Origin of the sequence: Pseudoalteromonas sp. SWYJZ19 (assembly GCF_015864375.1) — a bacterium.
GTDB lineage: Bacteria > Pseudomonadota > Gammaproteobacteria > Enterobacterales > Alteromonadaceae > Pseudoalteromonas > Pseudoalteromonas arctica.
Genome location: NZ_JADYXI010000002.1, coordinates 1 through 22,605, shown reverse-complemented (window position 1 = coordinate 22,605; position 22,605 = coordinate 1). Strand labels below are relative to the sequence as shown.

The 22,605-nt window shown below is 38.0% G+C and carries 18 protein-coding genes; 2 read left to right on the top strand and 16 right to left on the bottom strand.

What is annotated here, in order from left to right:
- Positions 1-22 precede the first annotated feature (22 nt).
- From I6F45_RS02005 to I6F45_RS01960, 10 genes are read right to left on the bottom strand one after another with little or no spacing between them, the layout of a single operon-like run.
- Complete coding sequence (locus I6F45_RS02005; protein ID WP_197159543.1) at positions 23-607, bottom strand: pilus assembly FimT family protein; 585 nt, start codon at positions 605-607, stop codon at positions 23-25.
- Between the two features lies 1 nt (position 608).
- Entirely contained in the window at positions 609-1,829 is a 1,221-nt protein-coding gene (locus I6F45_RS02000; protein ID WP_165739283.1) for a type II secretion system F family protein, read from the bottom strand.
- Positions 1,816-3,543 carry a GspE/PulE family protein gene (locus I6F45_RS01995; RefSeq protein WP_024589866.1) on the bottom strand — a complete coding sequence of 576 codons (1,728 nt, stop codon included), beginning with the start codon at positions 3,541-3,543 and terminating at the stop codon, positions 1,816-1,818. Before I6F45_RS01995 ends, I6F45_RS02000 begins: the two co-directional genes overlap by 14 nt.
- Positions 3,540-4,682, bottom strand: coding sequence for a tetratricopeptide repeat protein (locus I6F45_RS01990; protein WP_197159542.1), 1,143 nt, complete (start codon positions 4,680-4,682; stop codon positions 3,540-3,542). The genes I6F45_RS01995 and I6F45_RS01990 overlap by 4 nt, the downstream gene beginning before the upstream one ends.
- Positions 4,679-5,581, bottom strand: coding sequence for an ExeA family protein (locus I6F45_RS01985; protein WP_007586321.1), 903 nt, complete (start codon positions 5,579-5,581; stop codon positions 4,679-4,681). Before I6F45_RS01985 ends, I6F45_RS01990 begins: the two co-directional genes overlap by 4 nt.
- Before the next feature lie 2 nt (positions 5,582-5,583).
- On the bottom strand, positions 5,584-7,242 hold the full coding sequence (gene mshL / locus I6F45_RS01980) for a pilus (MSHA type) biogenesis protein MshL (protein WP_197119307.1): 1,659 nt from the start codon (positions 7,240-7,242) through the stop codon (positions 5,584-5,586).
- Positions 7,226-7,549, bottom strand: coding sequence for a hypothetical protein (locus I6F45_RS01975; RefSeq protein WP_007586318.1), 324 nt, complete (start codon positions 7,547-7,549; stop codon positions 7,226-7,228). The genes mshL and I6F45_RS01975 overlap by 17 nt, the downstream gene beginning before the upstream one ends.
- A complete protein-coding gene (locus I6F45_RS01970) occupies positions 7,527-8,222 on the bottom strand; it encodes a hypothetical protein (RefSeq protein WP_007586316.1) in 696 nt (231 codons plus the stop codon). Before I6F45_RS01970 ends, I6F45_RS01975 begins: the two co-directional genes overlap by 23 nt.
- Positions 8,219-8,818, bottom strand: a complete 600-nt coding sequence (locus I6F45_RS01965) for a PilN domain-containing protein (protein ID WP_231609592.1) — start codon at positions 8,816-8,818, stop codon at positions 8,219-8,221. Before I6F45_RS01965 ends, I6F45_RS01970 begins: the two co-directional genes overlap by 4 nt.
- A complete protein-coding gene (locus I6F45_RS01960; protein WP_197159541.1) occupies positions 8,815-9,738 on the bottom strand; it encodes an MSHA biogenesis protein MshI in 924 nt (307 codons plus the stop codon). Before I6F45_RS01960 ends, I6F45_RS01965 begins: the two co-directional genes overlap by 4 nt.
- Before the next feature lie 76 nt (positions 9,739-9,814).
- Between I6F45_RS01960 and I6F45_RS01955 the strand changes: the two genes are divergently transcribed.
- Positions 9,815-10,723: a 1-aminocyclopropane-1-carboxylate deaminase/D-cysteine desulfhydrase gene (locus I6F45_RS01955; protein ID WP_197159540.1), complete on the top strand. Its 909-nt coding sequence runs from the start codon at positions 9,815-9,817 to the stop codon at positions 10,721-10,723.
- On the opposite strand, the gene I6F45_RS01950 is transcribed toward I6F45_RS01955, so the two are convergent.
- The 6 genes from I6F45_RS01950 to I6F45_RS01925 form a co-directional block, all read right to left on the bottom strand.
- The gene (locus I6F45_RS01950) at positions 10,720-12,402 is read right to left on the bottom strand and encodes an EAL domain-containing protein (RefSeq protein WP_231609591.1); all 1,683 of its coding nucleotides are present in this window, start codon (positions 12,400-12,402) and stop codon (positions 10,720-10,722) included. The genes I6F45_RS01955 and I6F45_RS01950 overlap by 4 nt on opposite strands.
- Before the next feature lie 246 nt (positions 12,403-12,648).
- The gene (gene arsB / locus I6F45_RS01945) at positions 12,649-13,665 is read right to left on the bottom strand and encodes an ACR3 family arsenite efflux transporter (protein ID WP_197140460.1); all 1,017 of its coding nucleotides are present in this window, start codon (positions 13,663-13,665) and stop codon (positions 12,649-12,651) included.
- 9 nt (positions 13,666-13,674) lie between these two features.
- Positions 13,675-14,391 carry an arsenical resistance protein ArsH gene (arsH, locus tag I6F45_RS01940; protein ID WP_197159539.1) on the bottom strand — a complete coding sequence of 239 codons (717 nt, stop codon included), beginning with the start codon at positions 14,389-14,391 and terminating at the stop codon, positions 13,675-13,677.
- 181 nt (positions 14,392-14,572) lie between these two features.
- Positions 14,573-17,362 (bottom strand): response regulator, encoded by a 2,790-nt coding sequence (locus I6F45_RS21285; RefSeq protein WP_231609590.1) that lies wholly within the window; start codon positions 17,360-17,362, stop codon positions 14,573-14,575.
- A 147-nt stretch (positions 17,363-17,509) separates the two neighbouring features.
- Positions 17,510-18,232 (bottom strand): single-stranded DNA-binding protein, encoded by a 723-nt coding sequence (gene ssb, locus I6F45_RS01930; RefSeq protein ID WP_007586300.1) that lies wholly within the window; start codon positions 18,230-18,232, stop codon positions 17,510-17,512.
- Positions 18,233-18,252: 20 nt separating this feature from the next.
- Entirely contained in the window at positions 18,253-19,620 is a 1,368-nt protein-coding gene (locus I6F45_RS01925; RefSeq protein ID WP_010553785.1) for an MFS transporter, read from the bottom strand.
- Positions 19,621-19,782: 162 nt separating this feature from the next.
- Here I6F45_RS01925 and uvrA point away from each other — a divergent pair.
- Positions 19,783-22,605 (top strand): excinuclease ABC subunit UvrA (gene uvrA / locus I6F45_RS01920; protein ID WP_197159538.1); only part of this gene is annotated, 2,823 nt, incomplete at its 3' end.

The following is a 22,605-nucleotide window of genomic DNA, read 5'->3' as shown; positions in this document are numbered from 1 at the left end:
AGATAAGCCTCTTTTTAATTACTTAGTTTTTAAATATTTTTACTTTGCCTGTTTTAGCAAAGTATGAAAAACCTGTTAAACCTGATATTTCACCCGTATTGGTAGGTATACTTTTAATATCAATGGTATGAGTTAAATAATAGACGCATTGCGTACTTTCTGCATTGTACCTAACTAAAAAACTTACACTTTTTATTATCGATATTTCACTACTTGAGGTACTACTTGGTGCATCTTGTAAAATTGCATTTAATACTTGGCGGCATTTATGAGGATTTATAGACTCTGCGCGAGTATCTTTTTTTTCTGTTCCATCACCCGTTGGTGTACCTAACGATCCATCAACAGCAACTATTACTCCTCCATAATTAACAAATGTTTTATTTGACTTACTATTTGGTCTCCCTTCTAACTCCCATTGACCTCTAACCATGCCAACAGCCGATGAAAAACCACCTGCGATAGCATCTACGCTTGCATTATGCGCTTGATTTTTAATACCTATATATTGAGGTATAGCAAAGCTCAAAATTACTGCCAGTAAAATAACAACAATAACTAATTCAAATAATGAGAAACCTTTTGAGTAAGCTATGGTTGTGTTCACCTTAATTCCCTTTGATTGCCGACATCATGTTCCACATAGGCATAAAAATACCCAACGCTAAAATCAGCACCATAATGGCAACAAACACAGTTAAAATAGGTTCTATTTTTGCAGTTAAGCTTCGTAAATCATAATCAACTTCACGCTCATAATAATCAGCTGCTTCTTGAAGTAACTCATCAACCCGACCGGTTTCTTCACCTACAGCGACCATCTGTAATACAAGCTGAGAAAACAGCTCAGAACTTTTTGAGGCTCTAAGTAAGCTATCGCCTTTTTCTATATCTTGGCGCATAGTAATAATCGCTTTTTCCATATAGCTATTATCTACGGCATGCGCTGTTAGCGATAACCCCGTGGTCATAGGTACACCAGAGCGCAATACCATAGCTAGACTTTGGCTGTAGCGCGCAAGCAATGTGCGTTTTAAAATATCGCCAATAAATGGAATTTTTAATTTATATTGATCCCACTTAAAACGTCCTGGTTCTGTATTTAAATAACGCTTCCACGCAAATACCGCTCCAATACCCATTACCAACAATAACCACCAGTAATTAACAAAAAAGCTGCTAGTACCAATTAATATTTGAGTCATTAACGGCAATTCGGCATCGAATTTGGCAAACATGCTAGCAAAGGTAGGAATTACAAAAATATTTAAAATAACCATAGCTGCTACAAGAGCCAAAATAACAAAAGTAGGGTAGCGCATTGCTGCTTTTATACGTTTGCGGGTTTCCTGTTCTTTTTCAAAATAAATAGCGAGTTGATAAAAAGCATCCTCTAATCGGCCAGAACCTTCACCAACCATCACCATTGACACGGTTAAACGGCTAAACACCAAGTTATGCATGGCCATTGCACTGGATAAGTCACGGCCTTGCTCAAGCTGCCTAGTAACTTCCATCAATACATTTTTGAATTCTTTATTTTGTGTTGTATCTGCCAATCCAACCATTGCTCGTATAATTGGAATACCTGCTTTTAGTAGCGAATACATTTGCCTAGAAAACATAATCATGTCGTCTAGCGTTATTTTTTCGACAAATAAGTTATCGAAAATTTTAATGTTATTTTTTGTTTCAACTAAAGAAATTGATATGGGTATAAATTGACGCTTCATTAAACTATCAGCTACACCAGCTTGGTTACTTGCTTCTAATTGGCCTTTTACTAATACACCTTTGCTGTCTTTCGCTTTATAGCTATATAGTTGCATCAATATCCCCTACTATTTCGGGGATATATTCAGCCACTTTAAATACTTCATCTAAAGAGGTAATACCTTTCTTAGCATAATTTAATGCCATTGCTGAGAGTGGCGAAAAGTTTGCGCTATTTTTAGCGGCTTTCGCAAAACCTTGTGTGTCGTTAACTCGTAAGGCATCCATCATTGCATCATCCATTTCGAGCAACTCAAAAATACCTACACGTCCTTTATAACCAGTGTGATTACATGCAGTGCAACCTTGCCCTTTAGAAAATTGAGCATCTGTAATCTCTTCGCCTAAATATTTTAACCAACTTATTTCTTGGCGATCTGGCAAGTACGGTACTCTACAATCATTACATACCCGCCTTACTAATCGCTGAGCAATAATCGCGCGTAGGGAGCTTGCCACCAAGTAAGCCGGTGCACCCATATCGATTAAGCGCATAGCGCTGGTAATTGCATCATTGGTATGTAACGTTGATAGTACTAGGTGGCCTGTTAAAGCGGCCCTTAATCCAATATCTACGGTTTCTTGGTCACGCATTTCGCCAACCATTATGATGTCAGGATCTTGCCTTAGAGCGGTCCGTAAAATACTGGCAAAACTTAGCCCTATTTTATTATTTATTTGTACCTGGTTAATACGGCCAATACGATACTCAACGGGATCCTCTACTGTAATAATTTTACTTTCTTGTTGGTTTAACTCACTTAATGCACCATAAAGTGTGGTTGTTTTACCCGAGCCTGTTGGCCCAGTAACTAAAACCATGCCATGTGGACGTTTTATAATGCTGCGCACACGTTTTAATATGTGTGCCGGCATGCCTGTTTCATCTAACGATAGTAATCCTGCAGATTGATCAAGCAAACGCATTACAACTGATTCACCATGCTGAACCGGCATGGTAGATAGGCGCACATCAATACTATGACTGCGCACTTTTATATTAAACCGGCCATCTTGAGGGAGGCGTTTTTCAGATATATCTAATCCCGACATAAGCTTTAAACGTAGCACTAGTGCCGATGCTATTTTTACTTGGTTAAGAGTGTGCTCTTGTAATATTCCATCTACACGTTGACGAATGCGAAGCAAACCTTCATCTGGCTCAATGTGAATATCAGATGCGCGAACTTGCACAGCATCCTCAAATATTGATTGCAGTAACTTTACGACGGTTGCATCAGATGTCTCATCACCTAAAGAGTTTAAATCAAATTCTTCTACGTCTTGATATTCTTCATGGAGTTGTGCTGCAAAGTTGGTAATTTCATCTGTGCGGCGATATACGTTGTCAAACGCAGCCATGATTTGGCTTTCTTGTACAACAGCTAAATCTATTCGTTTAGGAGCAAGCATAGTCGCAAGTTGATCAAGGCCCCTTAAATCAGCAGGATCGCTCATCCCGACCAAAACAGAGTCACCATTGTCTTCAATTACTAATGCTCTGTAGCGACGTGCATAAACCTCAGATAAAAGCTTAGATACATCGTGTGATATTTTTCGCTGTGATATATCTAAAAAAGGTACCTGTAATTGCTGCGCTAAAAAGCGTAATAATTGTGGCTCACTAATAAACTCAAGTGTAATAAGTGTCGAACCTAATTTACGGCCCGTTGCAGCTTGAACATTTAATGCTTCACTTAGTTGCGCTTCGGTGATCATGTGTTCGTGAACAAGTAAATCGCCTAAGCGCATTTTTAAACTAGGTCTCATACGGCCTCCTTTAGTGCAACTAAACGCTGTAATGCATGCTGGGTCATAGCGGTATTTAACCCACCTAAATCTAGAGCCACCTTATAAAGCTGTTTAGCATCGAGGTACTCTCCTAGTGCATCTTTTGAGGTTGCAAGTGCAAGCCACCACTTTGCTTGACTAGGCTGGAGCTGTGTAAGATGTTTAAAGCTTTCAAGTGCTTTATGGTGCTTACTCGCACTTTGCGCAGCAGTACCTTGCAGCACCCAAAAATCAAGATTCGCCTGGGATTCAAATTCATCACTTAAAAGCAGTAATACCCCTTCATACTGTTGTTGCATAATGAGTATTTTGCTTAGCATTACACGCCATTCAAGTACGTTAGGGTTTTGGCGAATACCTGATTGCAAAACCTGCTCTGCCGAATTTATATCTTGTTGTTTAAAGTAAGTTGCAGCCAGTAAATTTCGAGCCTCAACATGTAAAGGCGATTGCGCTAAAATAATGTTTAAATCACTAATAGCTTCGTTGTATAAGCCAAACTGTATTGCCTGTTTAGCTGCTGCTAATTGCTCGACTAATAAAGCCTGTGGTGACTTAGTTTCTGCTGCACTTTTGATCATAGTATTTTGTGGCTTAGTTTTAGTCACTGAAGTAATTTTTGGCTTGCTGACAATAGCTTCACTAGCCACTAACACATTATCTTTAGCTAGTGCAGGGCTTTGTTTAACCTCGGCAATTACAACCGGCTCAGCCGTTGGTTGAGAAACCAGTAATGTTGCTTCACTCAACTTGGATTCAGCTAAATCATTCACTTCTGGTTTTATTTGCTCAACTTGCACAGCCTTCTTCACAACTTCTTGCTCAACTAAAGGCTCTACAGTGCTTTTTTCATCTTGAGAATCAGATAAATTAGAGCTCAAAACCGCGACCATTTTTTGCTGTGGTAGCACAGACTCACGTTGAGTTTCTTTTTTGTCGGCGGTCGGTAAATACAGGTATGCTAAAAAAATGACACTTAGCATAATAAGTAAAATTGCGGCTTTAAATACAATGTTTTTTACATCATATATTGGCTTTACGCTTATACCTTCTTGAATATTCACTTGTTTAGCTTCACGTTGCTCAATATTTTTAAGCATATTATTTATAACGCTCATAACCACTGCCTCCATACCCATATGGCAGCAATAGCTAAAACACTAAACATTAACGCGCTGTAGCTCCAATATTGACCGGTTCGATATTTTGCGCAGTCTTCGGTATCTTTTATGGCAAGCTGAATATGGCGATTTGTTATTGTATTTAACCCTTCCCCATAAGCTTGTAATAGTGCTTTGTGGCATAAAATATTAACTAACCTAGGAATTCCACGACTTGCTCTGGCAATCTTAAGCCCCATACTATTATTAAATAAAGGAGGCCTATTAAACCCTGCAACTTGTAAGCGATGATTAATATAATAAACAACCTCAGCGCCAGTCATCGCCCGTAATTTATACGAAAAACTGATACGTTGGCGCAGCTGCCTTACTTTATTGTTTGCCAGTTTTTCATCAAGTTCAGGTTGCCCAAATAACACAACTTGAATCAACTTTTCGCTTTCTGTTTCTAAGTTTGTAAATAATCTCAACGCCTCTAGAGTCTCCCAACTCAAGCATTGCGCCTCATCAATCAAAAGCACTACGCGTTCATTATCTTCTTGTAAGTCGAGTAAGTGATGATTTATAAGCTGCCCTAGTGCTTGTTGGTCCAATGCTTTATCTACATCCATACCCAGTTCAATTGCAATCGCCCATCTAAGCTCTTCAGGACTTAAATAAGAGTTAGGTAAATAAGCCACAATGTAATCTGGCTCAAGTTGGTTTAATAGCTTTCTACAAAGCAACGTTTTACCTGTCCCAACTTCACCGGTGACTTTAATAAACCCTTCACCCATTTCAATGGCTGTTGTTAGCACTTGCATCGCTTCGTGGTGCGGTTCAAGTGCACAAAAAAATTGTGTGTTAGGGGTTAGCGTGAAAGGCATTTCACTTAAATTAAAAAAGCTTAAATACATAGTTAGTTTTCATACCATGTTTTTAAAAGCTGACGGCTTTCACCTTGTTGTTTTTTCCAAGTATCGGGCATAACAACGGTTGGTTTGATTAAAATAATTAGTTCTTTTTTCTCTTGGCGTTTACGAATACTTTTGAATAAGTTGCCAAATATGGGGATATCACCCAGCACGGGTGTTTTTGATTCTTCATCCTGTGTTGACGTTTGCATCAAACCACCAATAACCACTATTTCGCCACTTTGAGCGCGAATAACGGTATCTGATTCTCGAATGTTGCTCTGCGCTAGAGGTAATTCAAAACGTTGATCGTCTAAAGTAATTACCTTTAGCTGCTCTTCTGTTTCAGTTACTGAAGGGTGAACATGCAAGATGACTGAGCCGTACTTGTCAATTTGCGGCGTTACATCAAGCGCAATACCAGAAAAGAACGGTGTTAAATCAATCTCAGGCGAGGTAGTTGTAGCAGTACCAGTTACCGTCGTACTTGATACATTAGTAACAAAGTATTCGTCTTGCCCTACTTTTATAACTGCTTTTTGGTTGTTTGTAGCCGTAACGCGAGGGTTAGATAACATTTGCACATCACCTTGGGTTTCTAGCAAATTAATAACCCCATTAAAGTCACCCTTTTGAATTGTCAGCGATGACGCTCCGCCAATGGCAGCCGAAATACTATTGCTAATTGTAGAACCCGCTGTTGTAGCAAACGAAATACCGCCTTCTAAACCACTGGCTATGCGCTCCCAGTTGACCCCTTGTTGGTACTCATCTTTTAAGGTTACTTCTATTATTTTTGCTTCTAGAATAACTTGGCGTTGTAGGTTTTCTTGGCTTTGACGTAAAAACTCTTTTAGCTGACTAATTTCGCTTGGTAATGCATTTACGGTTACCAAACTAGCTTGTGGGCTTGCAACAACATAGCGCCCATCGCTTGCGCCAATTAAAGACTTAAGGGCAACTTCTAATTCCTTCCAAAAATCGTTTTTATTAATTGTTTGGATTCGAGAACCATTCAAATCTAAGCTTTGATTATCGCCGCCAAATTCACTATTTTGCTGGTTACTATTACCTGAACTTGAACCACTCGAACCACTGCCACTTTGTGCAAATTGACTCACCCCACCAGCAACAACACTCACTGTAGACTGACCATGGCGTTGCATCATTAAATAATTTACAGGTATTGTTTCTGTGCGCATTTTGGCTGGTAGTACTTGTACAATTCGTCCTTCATTAACAATATCTAAAGGATACATACGCTTAATAACATTAATGACTTCATTAAACGTAACGCTTTTAAGATTTAAATTAATTGTGCCATTTACCTCAGGATGCACAGCAACACTAAAAGGGGTATCGTCTGTTAAGCCTGCAAAAAAAGCGCCTATTTCGACATCATTTGCTGCGACATCAAAACGCTTTATAGATAAATCATCACTTATAGTTTGCTCATTATTTATAGATGACAATAAGCTTTGTGTAAGTTCGCTTGGCATTTGTAAAGGCGCAATTACTTTAGCCTCTGTAGGTCTTTCAGATAACTCTTGCTCTATATGATTTTTAACCTCTTTACCTGGTTTAAAGCTATGGCACGCAGTTAAAAATGTAGGTAACAATAGAAGAACAAGCCACGGGTGAGATAAATTATTTTTTAATTTCATAGTCATATAATTCTAATTTTATTTGTTTATCATCATTTGCTAACACAACCTGTTTTGAGTTAATGCTTAGCACCCGAAAATCATCTACAGCATCACCAACTCGATAAATATGGCCTGAAATAATGGCCTTAAATGCTGTACTGTTTTTAATAATAGATTGCAATTTAAGTTCTGTACTTTGCTTAACTGGACTATTGTTACTCACGAACATATTTGGCTGAGTCGGATCGCGAAGTTGCGCAAGCGCACTCGGCGCAATAATGTAAAAAGCCAAAGTACAAATACTATAACGCGATAAATTTTTCATTAGCGCTCACTGTAGCAATTTGTAAAGTTAATTCAGCCTGAGGGTACTCTAGTACCTGATAACTAAACTCTTGTATTAATAACTTATCTTGATTATTTTTTAATGCGGCTAAATATTTTTGTAAGCTAAAGTAGCTACCTTGCAAAGTAACTACCATCTGATGCTCAAAAAATAATGTTTGCGTATCATGTTCACCTAGTTTTTCTACATCGATAGCCCGTGCTGGTTTTACATTAAAGCTACTCACTTTTACGTCGCTACTATCTACGAGCAAATCTTTTAAAACGGCAGGTACATTTTTAGCAGCTACAAAGCCTTGGCTAAAACTATTAAGTTGATTATTTATTTCGGCTAATTCATCTCTGGTTTGTGCAATTTGACCGCGTAAAACCTTAGTGTAGTCGTAGTTTAGTGCTTGGTTTAACATGGAGAGTTGCGCATTTATCTGCTGTAACTCTTGCAGCGTTGTATTGTGCTTTGAACGTATGTTGGCAACTTCATCTTGCTGTGGAAAAATAACGAACCAGAGACCGAGGTAAATCACTATAAACAAACCAACAAATAAGGTGGAATACTTCTCACGTTTTTGCAGCGATGCAAACTGAGCTTGGTATTTGACCCATAATGGCCAACCTTTATTTTTATTATTCTGGCTACTTATTGTTTGGCTCATGGTTTATCGCCCTCATCACTAAGGTCTGTCGCTACATTAAATTCACTCACACCTGCTTGCGTAGATAACTCTAAAACTGAAAACTCTTTATCAATAAAAAATGGCGACTGTTTTAAATTATCAAACCAAATTGGTAAGAATTTTGATTGCGATGTTTGACCCTGAAGCGTCACACTTTGCCCTACAAACTTAATGTGGGTCAGCCAAATATTAGATTCATGATACTTCGCTAAATCGTGCATTACCTGAGCGTAATCGGTTGCAGACTGATCTGAACTTTCCTCTAAATAGCTAAATATTTGCTGCTTGTGCAAAACCTCTTGCTGAAGTGTTTTTAGCTCATTAATAAAGAGTGTTTTATTTTGTTTCTCTGCTAACTGCTGTTTTACAACTTCTAACTGAGCTTTTCCTTGTTTGAGGTATTGCCTATTTTGTTCTAAATCAAGCTCACTAGAATATGTTTTATAACTGTAAAAAGCCCACGTGATTGAAATAATTAATAGCGCACCTAACCACAACGTAATCATTCCAGACAAAGGGACTGGGTCTCGCCGTACGCGTAAGGTTTTTTGATAAAAGTTAATCCGGGTTTTCATAGCACAGACTCAGGATCTGTTAATTGATAGGCTGCCCCAAGCGCATAATAAAAATTTGGCTCTAATTGCTGCGCTAATTCTAAGTTAGACTCAAAATCTACAACTTTTACTTGTAAAAACTCTGCAAGCCCGGCTCTAAGAGTTAATGAGGATAAATCATCGCACTGTAACTGAATGCTGCGAATTGGTGGTTGCTTGAGCTGGCTTTCAAAAAAGTCCATAGAACGCTGAATTTCTAATCCTAACGCTTCTACCAATTCTTGATTTTGATCCTTATCTGAAATACCCAAAAAACCATTTAATCGCCTAGCTAATACTAATTGCCCATCACGAATAATTAAGATTCGAGGTTCATGATTAGCATGTTGCACAATCAGCATATGCGCCTCTTTGTATGAGCCAAACAAGGTAACTAAAACCATTTCTTCAGAGGTCATTGCACGCAAAACAGGTTTAGTTTGTTCAAAACTGTCTATAAACGGAAGTAGTTGCAGCTTATTCGTAATAAACACATTCATTTTACTGCTTTGCATCGGTAACGTTATTGGATAATCGATAAAATCAGCCACAATATTTTCAGAAGCTATATCAACTAAACCTTTTGTAGTCCAAGGGAGTGACTGAATAATTTCTTCATCACTAAGGTTTGGTTTATCCATTTGCACTATTTGATAAAAGTAGTGCGGTATGACTAAATTAACTGCACAAATATCAGTAGAAACCTCATTTGTACAAGCAACAATTGCAGCGGTATAATCGGTTTGCTCAGACACATTTACACTGTGAGAACTGTGAACCATCCATTGGTCGCGTTGTTTTTTTAAACATACTGCGTTAACAGTATCTGCGTAAGTTGCAACACCAATAGCTGTATTTGGATCTAAACTACGATTTAACCATGAAAACAGCTTTTCTTTCATATAGCTACTATTGTTAATTGTGTATGAAATAAGTGTCGTACATTTTAACTACTTTGCCAAATTGAAAACCAACAAAATGCATGAAATATTCAAAATAGATGAAAATAACTATATTCAACAAATAGATAGCTCGTTTCTAAAAAAGAGAAATCTTTATTTAGGTATAAAACGTGATGATTTGCTCCATCCGCTAATAAGTGGCAATAAATGGCGTAAATTGAAATATAATTTAGCGTACATGCAAAAGATAAATAAAACAGAACTTCTGACTTTTGGTGGTGCGTTTTCAAACCATATTCACGCCTGTGCAGCTGCCGGAAAAGAATTTAATATAAAAACTCGCGCGATTATTCGCGGACCTGAACTGGATAACAACAACCCAACAATCCAATTTGCAAAACATTGTGGTATGAACCTACATGTAGTTAATCGTATAGAGTATCGAAAACGCCACGACACCGATTACCTTAATGCTCTGCAAGAGCGCTTTCCAAATGCTTATATTATTCCTGAAGGTGGTACAAACGAGCACGCCTTATTAGGATGTAAAGAGTTAGTACAAAGCTTACCTGAGCATAACTACTTAGTGTGCCCTACCGGCAGTGGCGGCACGCTTGCTGGATTAATCGAAGGTAGCGCTCCGACAACAAAGGTAATAGGCATTGCGGTATTAAAACAAGCTAATTATTTAAAAGAAGAAATAAAAAAGCTGAGCGCTAAAGCTAATAATCAAAACAACTGGCAGTTACTCACAGAGTTTCATGGTGGCGGCTATGGTAAGTTTTTACCTGAGTTATGGCAGTTTTGCCAAGATATGAGCCGCACACATAATCTACCACTTGAGCCTATTTATAGCGGGAAAATGATGTATGCATTATGGCAACTTATCGAGCAAGATTATTTCCCATCTGGGAGTAAAATTATTGCGGTTCATACTGGCGGGCTTCAGGGGCTAAATGGACTTAAATATAGAGGATTAATTTAATTAAATACCGCTTGCGTAAACTCTTGAAGTGGCTCTGAAAAGTAAAACCCTTGAGCTCCTACTACTCCCAATTTGGCAAGCGTAAACAACTCTTTTTGAGTCTCTACGCCAACTGCATACACAGGTAAATTTAAAAGGTTTGCGGCTTCAACTATCTTTTTTATTCGCCTTTGATTTTGAGTTTTTTCATTTAATAAATGAATTAGTTCGTATGATAATTTAAGTCCGCATACTTGATTATAATTAGCTAATACAGCTACTTTCTCACTACTTTTTACATTATCAATCACAACTTGTGAACGGCTTTTTTTAATTACATTAAGTGCATTAGTTATCGATTCTCTATGAGTAAAAAATTCTGCCTCACTTATTTCAAATTGTAATTTAGTATTTAACTTAAGCTCTGCCATTTGATTGGCTAACCACTCCCAAAATACAGTATTAAACCAATTTTTAGGGTGTAGATTTACACTAACTGTTAAGGCCGAAGGTTCACTCAGCATTAGCTTTTTAACTTGTGTTATTACTGCTTTATCTAATATTAAAGCGTCTTGATTACTATAAACCTGATTAATAAAATAACGAGCAGCTAGTAAACCAAGTTGGCTATGCCTAACCCTGATAAGAGCTTCATGTTCTAAAATTTCCCCGCTAGAGAGCTCAAATAAAGGCTGGAAGAATAATATAAATTTATTCTTTTTAATATTTTCGATAACTTGCTTACTAGAAAGTGGTTTTTCTTGACAGTAATTTAACGCTAAGCGGTGAAAGTGCTGCACTGAGCTGTTTTGCGATAGCATAAGTGCTGATTTTGCTAACTGATAAACCGCAATTTTATCTGCGCCTAATCGATAGTCGCACGCACCTATTTTAATGTTTTTATGAGTTATACTTTTTTGATAATTTTGGCATAGTAAAAACACGCACTGATGAAGCTTTTCAACGTAGCTGTCTAACTCGGGAGTAGGTATATGTGGCAAGGTGACGGCTAAGTAACTGGAATTTAGTATTTTTACCGACACATCTTTAAATTCAGTCAATTTTCTAGTGATTAACACTTTAAAAATAGCTTCTTTATCGGTTTTCTTATCAAAGTCACATTCAATGAGTAAAAATAAGCTATGTGATGCTCTATTAACCCCATACAAAGAACTTAATTCGCATTTTTTTACTTGTTTAATTAATCGTATTTTATTTTGTTTTTGTTCAATAATTTTAGTAGGTTGTATCATTGTATTTTTGGGCGTAATTTTACGGCTTACATTCAATAACCCCCACCAGCGATAAGACCAGCCAGCGGCGCCTAATATGATCAAGTTTAGCAATATAAATAAGTAACTTTGTGTTACCCAAGCAGGATAGTGATAGAGGCTCAAACTTAATGTTTTGTAAGAAAAAACTTCGCGCTCTATATTCACTAAATGCCTAACATGCTCTGCAGGCTTTGGCACCTCCAACACAAAACCTTCACTTTTAGCTAATGCAGCCAACACTTCATTGTTTATAGAAGGGGATAAATTCAGCTCGTAAACGTGTTTAACGAACTGCTGCCCAGAAGCATGAACTTTTTGATGTAATGCATCATTTAAAACGAAATTAAAACTAATAAGCATCATTAAAAATAAGACAAAAGAGATACCTTTGAAGTACTTGAAAAGCCAGATTTTACTCTTTTGCATAGCCTGCCACCCGTTAAATTATTAACTAAAGTGTTGTTCAATATCTATAGAAGTACAAGGCTATAAACTAAGTTTAAACGTTTATTAATAGCACTAAACAAAAAAGCCCAAAATAAACGAGAACTTACAAAAACAAACAACTATGCCCTTTCTTTTATGAATAGATTAAATTTAACTCCTCAGGCTTAAGTTAATATTAGATGTTTCGCAATTGAAACCATCCAGCATAGCAATCATGCTCTAGCCCTAGTTAAACCAATGACGTGTTTTGTTAGCAAAATACACTAAGCTTAGCATTACAGGGACTTCAACTAACACACCTACTACGGTTGCAAGTGCAGCACCAGAGTGTAAACCAAACAATGAAATAGCCACTGCAACTGCTAACTCAAAAAAATTAGATGTTGCGATCATGCACGCTGGCGCAGCTATATTGTGCTCTAGCTTCATTTTTTTTGCGGCAAAATAAGCAATAGCAAAAATACCATAGGTTTGAATCAGTAGCGGAATAGCTATAAGTACAATCGCTTCGGGGTTGGCTAAAATAGTTTGTGACTGAAAACCAAATAATAAAGCGACTGTCGCTAATAAACCCACAATAGAATAGGGCTTCATAATGCTCAAAAACTGATTGAGTCGAGAATGATCCCCGGCTTTATCTAGCTTTTTACGCGTAACCGCCCCTAAAATTAACGGTATAAGTACATATAACACCACAGATAAAAATAACGTATCCCATGGTACTGTTATATCGGTTACACCCAGCAATAAACCTGCTATGGGTGCAAATGCAAATATCATAATAATATCGTTAATAGATACCTGCACTAGCGTATAGTTAGCGTCGCCTTTAGTCAGTTGGCTCCAAATAAAAACCATAGCCGTACATGGCGCAACACCCAGTAAAATCATGCCTGCAATATATTCAGTTGCAGTTTTTGGGTCGACCCAGTCTGCAAATATACCCTTAAAAAATAGCCAACCTAAAAACGCCATTGTAAATGGTTTAATAAGCCAATTAAGTACAACGGTTAGTAATAGTCCTTTTGGTTTTTTACCTACGTCTTTAATAGATGAAAAATCAATTTGAACCATCATTGGGTAAATCATTAGCCAAATAAGTACCGCTATTACTATATTTACATACGCATATTCAAAGCCTGCTATGAGTATAAATAGCTCTGGTATTATTGAGCCTGTAAAAATACCAACAGCGATTGCTAAGGCTACCCAAACAGAAAGATACCGCTCAAATAATCCCATTTATCTCCCCTAAATATAGCGTTGATTAACGCGTTGGCTAAGATCTTCTGCAGATTCCACTCGTTCAGAATAGCGATCTACAAAGTAATCTTTTTGATCTCGCAATAATAAAGTGAATTTAATCAGCTCTTCCATAACATCAACAATCCGATTGTAGAGCGCAGAGGGTTTCATCCGTCCATTTTCTTCAAACTCTAAGTGCGCTTGTGGCACTGACGACTGATTAGGTATTGTTACCATGCGCATCCAACGCCCTAATACTCGTAGTTGGTTCACCACATTGAATGATTGCGAACCGCCACTAACTTGCAACACAGCTAATGTTTTACCTTGCGTTGGCCTTACACCTCCTAGGTTAAGAGGGATCCAATCAATTTGATTTTTGAATATACTCGTCATCGAGCCATGACGTTCTGGTGAGCACCATACCTGCCCTTCTGACCAAAGCATTAAATCTCGCAACTCTTGTACTTTAGGGTGTGATTCATCTTCACTATCGGTTTGAGGTAAACCTTCAGGGTTAAAAATTTTAACCTCAGCACCAAAATGCGTTAATAAACGAGCGCTCTCCTCTATAACTAACTTGCTATAAGAACGCGCTCTTAATGAGCCATATAACAATAAAATTTTAGGTTTATGCTCAGAAAAACTAACGTTAAAATTTGATGTGAGTGGAACAACACTGTGTGCTTTATTTGTATTTGGTAACCCATTAACTTCTGACATTGATAACTCAACCTTTGGTAAAAACAAGTATATGAAAAAACGTATATATGAAATTTCACACATAAAGACCTATGAGTCAAACTCTATTTTATAAAATTTACTTTTAAGTTATTTAAAATTAGCTCAAGACAATGGGAGGTATTATGGTAGATATTTGATATAGTTAATTTTAATGGCTCAACTATTTACTCAAGCAGAGGATTATAGTTTCACGTAATTTTTGCGCTTTAATTGGTTTTGCAACATGGGCATTCATGCCAATGGATAAGTATCGTGTAATATCATCTTTCATAACGTTAGCTGTTAAGGCGATTATTGGGATGTTTGCGATAGTTTCGTCATTATCACTACGAATAATTTGACTCGCCTCAACACCATCCATTATAGGCATATGAATATCCATCAAAATAATATCAAACGCTTCCGATTTTACTATTTGAATACATTCCAATCCATTGTCGACCAAATGAATTTGGGCACCAGCATTTCCAAGTATATTTGTAACGATTATTCTGTTGATCGAGTTATCTTCCACAACTAATATTTTGATACCCGCCAGTGACTTTTCACTGACGATATTGGCTACAGGTGCTTTATTTATAGAGCCCACCACTTTACGTTCAATCGCCTCATACAAAACACTCGTATATACAGGTTTATGCAAAATAGTTTGTATACTGACTTTCTTGCCTGCATCATTAATTAAACTTTCATCACTCATTGTAAGTACGATAATCTTGCTATAAAGCTGGGGGCTAATACTATGAATACGTATTAAAAAGGTTTCGCAACTCATCGCTGGCATTGCCCTGTCAACAATAATGGCTTTAAATTTTTCTTTATTCTGCTCAATAATATCAATAGCTTGTTTAGCAGATTGACAGGCCGTACATACCAGCCCCATAGCCGTTAGCTGATTTTCAATTACCTTAAGATCATCTTCATTATCATCTACAATTAATACCTCAAACGGATCAGTAAAAGTTAGGTCGGGAGTGTTATCAATCAACGCTTGGTTATTCAATTTCACCTTAATCGAAGCTATAAATTCACTACCTACACCTTGAGTACTTTTTACCGTTATATCCCCACCCATCGATTGGCATAAACGCTTACTTATAGTTAAACCTAAACCTGTGCCGCCAAACTTCCTGGTTGTAGAGCTGTCAGCTTGAGTAAAAGATTCAAATAAATCGGTAAGGCTTTGCTCAGCAATCCCAATACCGGAATCCTTAACAATGAAATACAAACAAACGCTCTTAGGATCAGCTAACGATCTTTTTGATTCTATTAATACAGATACAAAGCCGTGTGTAGTAAATTTAATTGCGTTAGAGCATAAATTTAGCAGTACTTGGTTTATTCGAACTACATCACCTATTAAATCAAGTTTAACCTCTTTACCAATGACAATATCAAATGTAATCCCTTTGCTTTGAGCTAGCTCATCAAAAGTTGCTTTTATGTAGTCAACAACCGAATTTACAGAAAAAGGAAATTCCTCAAGGTTAATATTTCCAGACTCAATTTTTGAAAAGTCTAAAATATCGTTAATTACAATGAGCAGCTGGTCAGAAGAATATTTTATTTTATCTAAATACTGTTTTTGTTCTGGTGGTAAATTGCTGTCTAATAAAATATTAGTAAGTCCAATAACACCATTCATTGGAGTTCTAATTTCATGGCTCATATTAGCTAAAAAGTCTGATTTTATTGACGCTGAATGTTCAGCTTCATTTTTTGCAATTAACAACTCTTCCGTTCGCTGCTCAACTCTATATTCTAATTTAAGTTTTTCGCTATCAAGTTCCTTTAATAATTGAACCCGCTTACTATTTAAAAGTAGTACAAAAGCTAAAAAACCACTCAATATTGTGATTACTGCAATTGCGCTATAAATAAGCATTTTATTTTGTTCGAAATATGAAGGTTGATTATTAATAATAATGGAATGTTCAGGAAGATTTTGGGAGGCTATCTCAAACTTTTTTAATTTTTTAAAATCATAATAGTAAGTACTTAACTGATCGCTATCTACCGGTTCTAAATATTTATTATTATCAAAAAAAACTATTGATTCGGCAACTCGAGCGCCTATTTTTTCACCAGATAGCAAATATCCTCCAACAATCCCCGAACCTAACAGTGAATGCCAATAACTAAGAATAGGAACAGAGCTGTTACTTGTTAGTCGCTCCACAAATTGAAATGGGCTAAGTACCGTATCGTTATAACGTCTAAAAATCGGCGTAAATAGTATTATTGAATCAGCAGGCGCATTATTTACTTTATTTATTAACTCATCGGCAGGTAAATCAAACCATTTTTCTAGCGTTAAATGCGAAAAGTCTCTATTAATAATCGGCATAAGATGTTGGTAAAAATTAGACCCTATACCACTTTTTCTATCCAGGATAACAATTAACTTTTTAGGGTTTGTTAAGTTAACAGCGTTTATCACCCCTTGCTTATAATTTAGTTTGGGTCGAATAATAATTCCATTTTCATTTTTTGGTACTTTAAACTTACCACCCGGTGTTAGGTATATTATTGGAATCCCTGTAAATAAGGTGTCAAATTCAGATAATAATGAGGCAGCAGGAACGCCTCGACTAATAATTATATCTATTCTTTTATCGTAATATTTCTGTTGTAAATAAGCCTTCATCAATCGCTTTTGTCGCATTTCATTGAATCGACCAACGTCCATATTTTCAATAAAAAGATCAAAACCGGCATTGCGCTCTAATAATTCAGAACGTAATCCCCTCTCGACACTTTGCTGCCATGGAGAATCTTGGTTTAGAGAGTTTATAAGTAAAACTTGGGTTGTATTTTTTGAAGAGATTTTTTTTTGAATTATTTTTTTTGAAGCAATTGTATCTGAAATATTTGTTTGCGATATAAGCGCTTGTACATTAAGGCTCAGTAGCTGAAAAAAAAGAAATACAGTCGCTAAATAGGTTTTCATATTTCTCATAGATTCGTTCAAAAAAAGTCTGTAGAGGATAGATTGCAATCATTTATATATCAACTAATACAAGCCTCATAAAAACAAAAAGCCCCGTATGAACGGGGCTTTTCTATAATAAATCTTTACACTGTAAAAGTTAGAAAACTAGAACGGGATATCGTCGTCAAAATCAATGGTTGGTTCCATTGGGTTTGATGCGCCACCTTGCGGAGCACTTTGTGGTTTAGGAGCGAAACCACCTTGCTGTTGTGGTGCACTTTTTTGCTGTGGTGCATAACCACCTTGCGGCTGATATTGATTACTTTGCTGCTGTGGTGCTGGAGCCGGTTTTGGTTGTGCTGCTGGTGCGGCTTGTTGCTGCGGATTATAGCCACTTTGCTGTGCAGCTTGGCCTTGGTTATTTTGACCGTAACCACCGCTTTGTTGACCACCTTGCGGCTGATTACCTTGGTAACCACCACCTTGTTGTCCACCTTGCGGCTGATTACCTTGGTAACCACCACTTTGCTGATCGCCACCACGTGCGCCTAACATTTGCATTTGACCAGTAAAGCCATCTACAACTATTTCTGTAGTGTATTTTTCTTGGCCTTGTTGATCGGTCCACTTACGTGTTTGAAGTTTACCTTCAACATAAATTTGTGAACCTTTACGACAATATTCACCAACAATTTCAGCTAATTTGCCAAAGAACACAACACGATGCCACTCAGTTTTATCAACCATTTGGCCAGTGTTTTTATCTTTATAGCTATCCGAAGTTGCTAAGGTAATATTTGCTACACCATTGCCGTTAGGCATATAACGAACTTCAGGATCTTGCCCTAAATTACCAACCAAAATTACTTTGTTCACACCGCGTGCCATGGAACCATCTCCTATAAATGTTAGATTAAACCAGCTACTTTACGTGCTTGGTCTAGGTCAAATTCTTTATCATTAATCTTTAAATAGCTGCGACTTTCATCGCGAACCACAGTTGCTTCTATTACGCCTGGTAAAGCAACTAACTGAGAAGCAAGTGTTTGAGCATGCTCTTCAGAATCTAATTTGGTCATTAAACTAATAACTTTACTTTTGGGTGGGACTTGCATTTTCCACGCAATAATAAGCCATATTAACCCAACAAGTGCTGCTGCCGCAAACACAGCTTGTGTCGTTGTTGTTTGTGCTACATAGCCACCTAACATACCGCCTAAAAAGGCGCCTAAAAACTGGCTAGATGAGTAGCCACCCATTGCTGAACCTTTTTGGCTTGCAGGTGCTATTCGCGATACAAGCGCAGGCATAGTGGCTTCTAAAAAGTTAAACGCCACAAAATAAAGCAGCATACACACAGCAATGCCTACTACACTATTAACCCATACCGACATTGCTAGCATACTAATAGTTAACAAGGCTACCGAGCCAATAAATGCTTGTTTTTCTTTCTCTTTTTTAATGGCCACAATCATTATTGGTACCATTAATAAAAATGCTAAAAATAGCACTGGAATATATAAATACCAGTGATGGTCGGCAACTAAGCCATCTTTAATTAATTGACTCGGCAGTACGACAAATATTGTGGTTAGCGTTAAGTGTAATAGCAATACACCTGCATTTAATCGTGCTAACTGAGGGTGCTTAATTAGTTTTTTAATGTCGCTAAAGCTTGCTAATGTATCGCCTTTGGGCGCTTTATTTACCGCATTTGGCACTAGCATAGTCACTATAAATATACCAAAAACAGCTAAAATAGCAGTCAACCAAAATACACCCGCAATACCCCACGAAGCTGCAACAATTGGCCCAAGTAGCATAGCAAAGGCAAAGCTCATTCCTATGCTCATACCAATAACGGCCATTACCTTTGGTCGTTGCTCATCGCGGCTTAAATCTGAAGCAAACGCGAGTAGTGCACTGGCTATTGCGCCCATACCTTGTAGAGCGCGGCCTACGGTAACCATTTGAATAGAGTCAGCTAATGCAGCAACTACAGAGCCAATAGCAAATACGACTAAGCCACCAACAATAACCTTTTTACGACCAATTTTATCGGATAATCGACCCATAGGTATTTGCAATACGGCTTGCGTTAAACCATACGCACCAATGGCAAAACCAATCCAAATAGGCGAAAAACCTTCAAGCGATTGTCCATAAATAGCCAATACAGGCATCAGCATAAACAAGCCGAGCATTCTAAATGCAAACACACTCGCCAGCGATACTGCGGCGCGTTTTTCTCGTGAATTAAGTGAAGATGCGGTCATTATCTGCGTGATCTTACTCTATGAAAAATTGAGGTTGGGATTCTACCATAAGCTTGGCAATAATTAATCGCCTATAAGTAAGGATTTTTCATTGATCAAGGATTAATATTGCTTCGTATTATGCGATACTGAGTAAATAATTTTGGTAATAAACGAGATAGCATGGAAAACATTGAAGTCCGAGGCGCCCGTACGCATAATTTAAAAGACATCAGCCTAACCATCCCACGTGATAAATTAATAGTTATTACTGGTCTATCTGGTTCGGGGAAGTCATCACTTGCATTTGATACACTTTATGCAGAAGGACAACGCCGGTATGTTGAATCACTTTCTGCGTATGCAAGACAATTTTTATCGCTTATGGAAAAGCCTGATGTAGATCACATCGAAGGCCTCTCTCCTGCAATTTCTATTGAGCAAAAATCAACGTCTCATAATCCACGATCAACTGTGGGTACTATTACCGAAATTTACGATTATTTACGACTTATGTTTGCCCGCGTTGGCGAACCACGATGCCCTACACATGATTTACCACTTGCTGCGCAAACCGTTAGTCAAATGGTAGATACTGTTTTGGCACTGCCTGAAGGCAGTAAATTAATGCTGCTTGCGCCTATAGTAAAAGAGCGTAAAGGTGAGCATGTTAAGTTATTAGAGCAGCTATCAAGCCAAGGTTATATTCGCGCCCGTATAGACGGTGAAGTATGTGACTTGTCTGATCCACCAACACTTGAGCTCCATAAAAAACATACAATAGAAGTTGTTGTAGACAGATTTAAAGTAAAAGATGGCTTACAGCAACGCTTAGCAGAATCGTTCGAAACCGCTCTTGAAATGTCGAACGGCGTTGCACATGTAGCATATATGGACGATAGCAGCGCTGAAGAGATTCTATTTTCAGCAAATTTTGCCTGCCCCACTTGTGGCTATGCAATGACCGAACTTGAGCCTCGTTTGTTTTCGTTTAATAACCCTGCGGGTGCGTGTCAAACGTGTGATGGATTAGGCATACGCCAATATTTTGATCCTAACCGTGTGGTGCATAATCCTGAGTTAAGTCTTGCCGGCGGTGCAATTAAAGGCTGGGATAAACGCAGCTTTTATTACTATCAAATGCTTCAAGCCGTTGCAGAGCACTATAGTTTTGATTTAGATGTGCCTTATCAAGATTTAGACAACGACTCGAAAAAAATTATTTTAGATGGCTCTGGTAGCACTAAAATTGCGTTTAATTACCGTAACGACCGTGGCGATTTAATTACGCGCAATCATGAGTTTGAAGGCGTGTTAAACAACATGAATCGCCGCTACCGCGAAACTGAGTCAAACTCAGTACGCGAAGAGCTTGCTAAATACCAAACAAGCCAAGCATGTCCTAGCTGTAATGGCTCGCGTTTACGCGAAGAATCTCGAAATGTATTTATTGGAAAAACCAACTTACCTGCAATCACGTGCATGAGTATTGGTGAAGCTATGGAGTTTTTTGAAGGGTTAACGCTAACCGGACAAAAAGGCCAAATAGCTGAAAAAATACTAAAAGAAATTCGCGACCGTTTATCGTTTTTAATTAACGTTGGCCTAAATTACTTATCACTTGAGCGCAGCGCCGACACACTATCAGGTGGTGAAGCTCAGCGTATTCGCTTAGCGAGCCAAATTGGTGCAGGCCTTGTAGGTGTAATGTACGTCCTAGATGAGCCATCTATTGGGCTGCATCAACGCGATAATGACCGTTTATTACAAACATTGGTACATTTACGCGACTTAGGTAACACCGTTATTGTGGTAGAGCACGATGAAGATGCTATTCGTGCCGCTGACCATATTATTGATATTGGCCCTGGTGCAGGTGTTCATGGTGGGCATATTATTGCTCAAGGTACGCGCGACGATATTTTAGCAAGTAAAGAGTCGGTTACAGGCCAGTTTTTATCAGGCGTACGTAGAATAGAAATACCAAAAGAACGTCACCCAACGAACGAAAAATGGCTAGAGCTATTTGGCGCAACGGGTAATAACCTTAAAAATGTAGATTTAAAAATCCCATTTGGTTTAATGACCTGTGTGACAGGTGTATCGGGCTCAGGTAAATCAACGTTAATAAACGACACCTTATTTAAACTTGCTCATACAGAGCTAAATGGCGCAACAACTGCCGAAGCGGCACCGTATAAATCAATTAGCGGTTTAGATCATTTCGATAAAGTAATCGATATTGATCAAAGCCCGATTGGCCGAACTCCACGTTCAAACCCAGCAACCTACACTGGTATATTTACCGGTATTCGTGAATTATTTGCAGGCACACAAGAAGCACGCTCACGAGGCTATAAAGTAGGTCGCTTTAGCTTTAACGTTAAAGGCGGACGCTGTGAAGCGTGCCAAGGTGACGGCTTAATTAAAGTTGAAATGCACTTTTTACCTGATGTATATGTACCGTGTGATGTATGTAAGAGCAAACGCTATAACCGCGAAACACTCGAAGTACAATACAAAGGTAAAAACATACACCAAGTACTCGAAATGACAGTTGAAGACGCGCATGATTACTTTGATAAAATACCGGCTATTGCACGTAAACTTAAAACATTGATGGACGTTGGTTTGTCGTACGTGCGTTTAGGACAAGCAGCTACTACTCTCTCTGGTGGTGAGGCGCAACGTGTAAAACTAGCGCGTGAGCTGTCAAAGCGTGATACAGGTAAAACACTCTACATATTAGATGAGCCAACAACAGGCTTACACTTTGCTGATATAGAACAGCTGCTTGTAGTACTTCATCGTTTGCGCGATCACGGCAATACCATTGTTGTTATTGAGCATAATCTTGATGTGATTAAAACAGCAGACTGGGTTATCGATTTAGGGCCTGAAGGCGGGGCTGGCGGTGGTGAAATACTGATTGCAGGTACGCCTGAAGAAGTAGCCGAATGTGAGCGTTCACATACTGGGCATTACCTAAAACCTCTATTAAGTAAA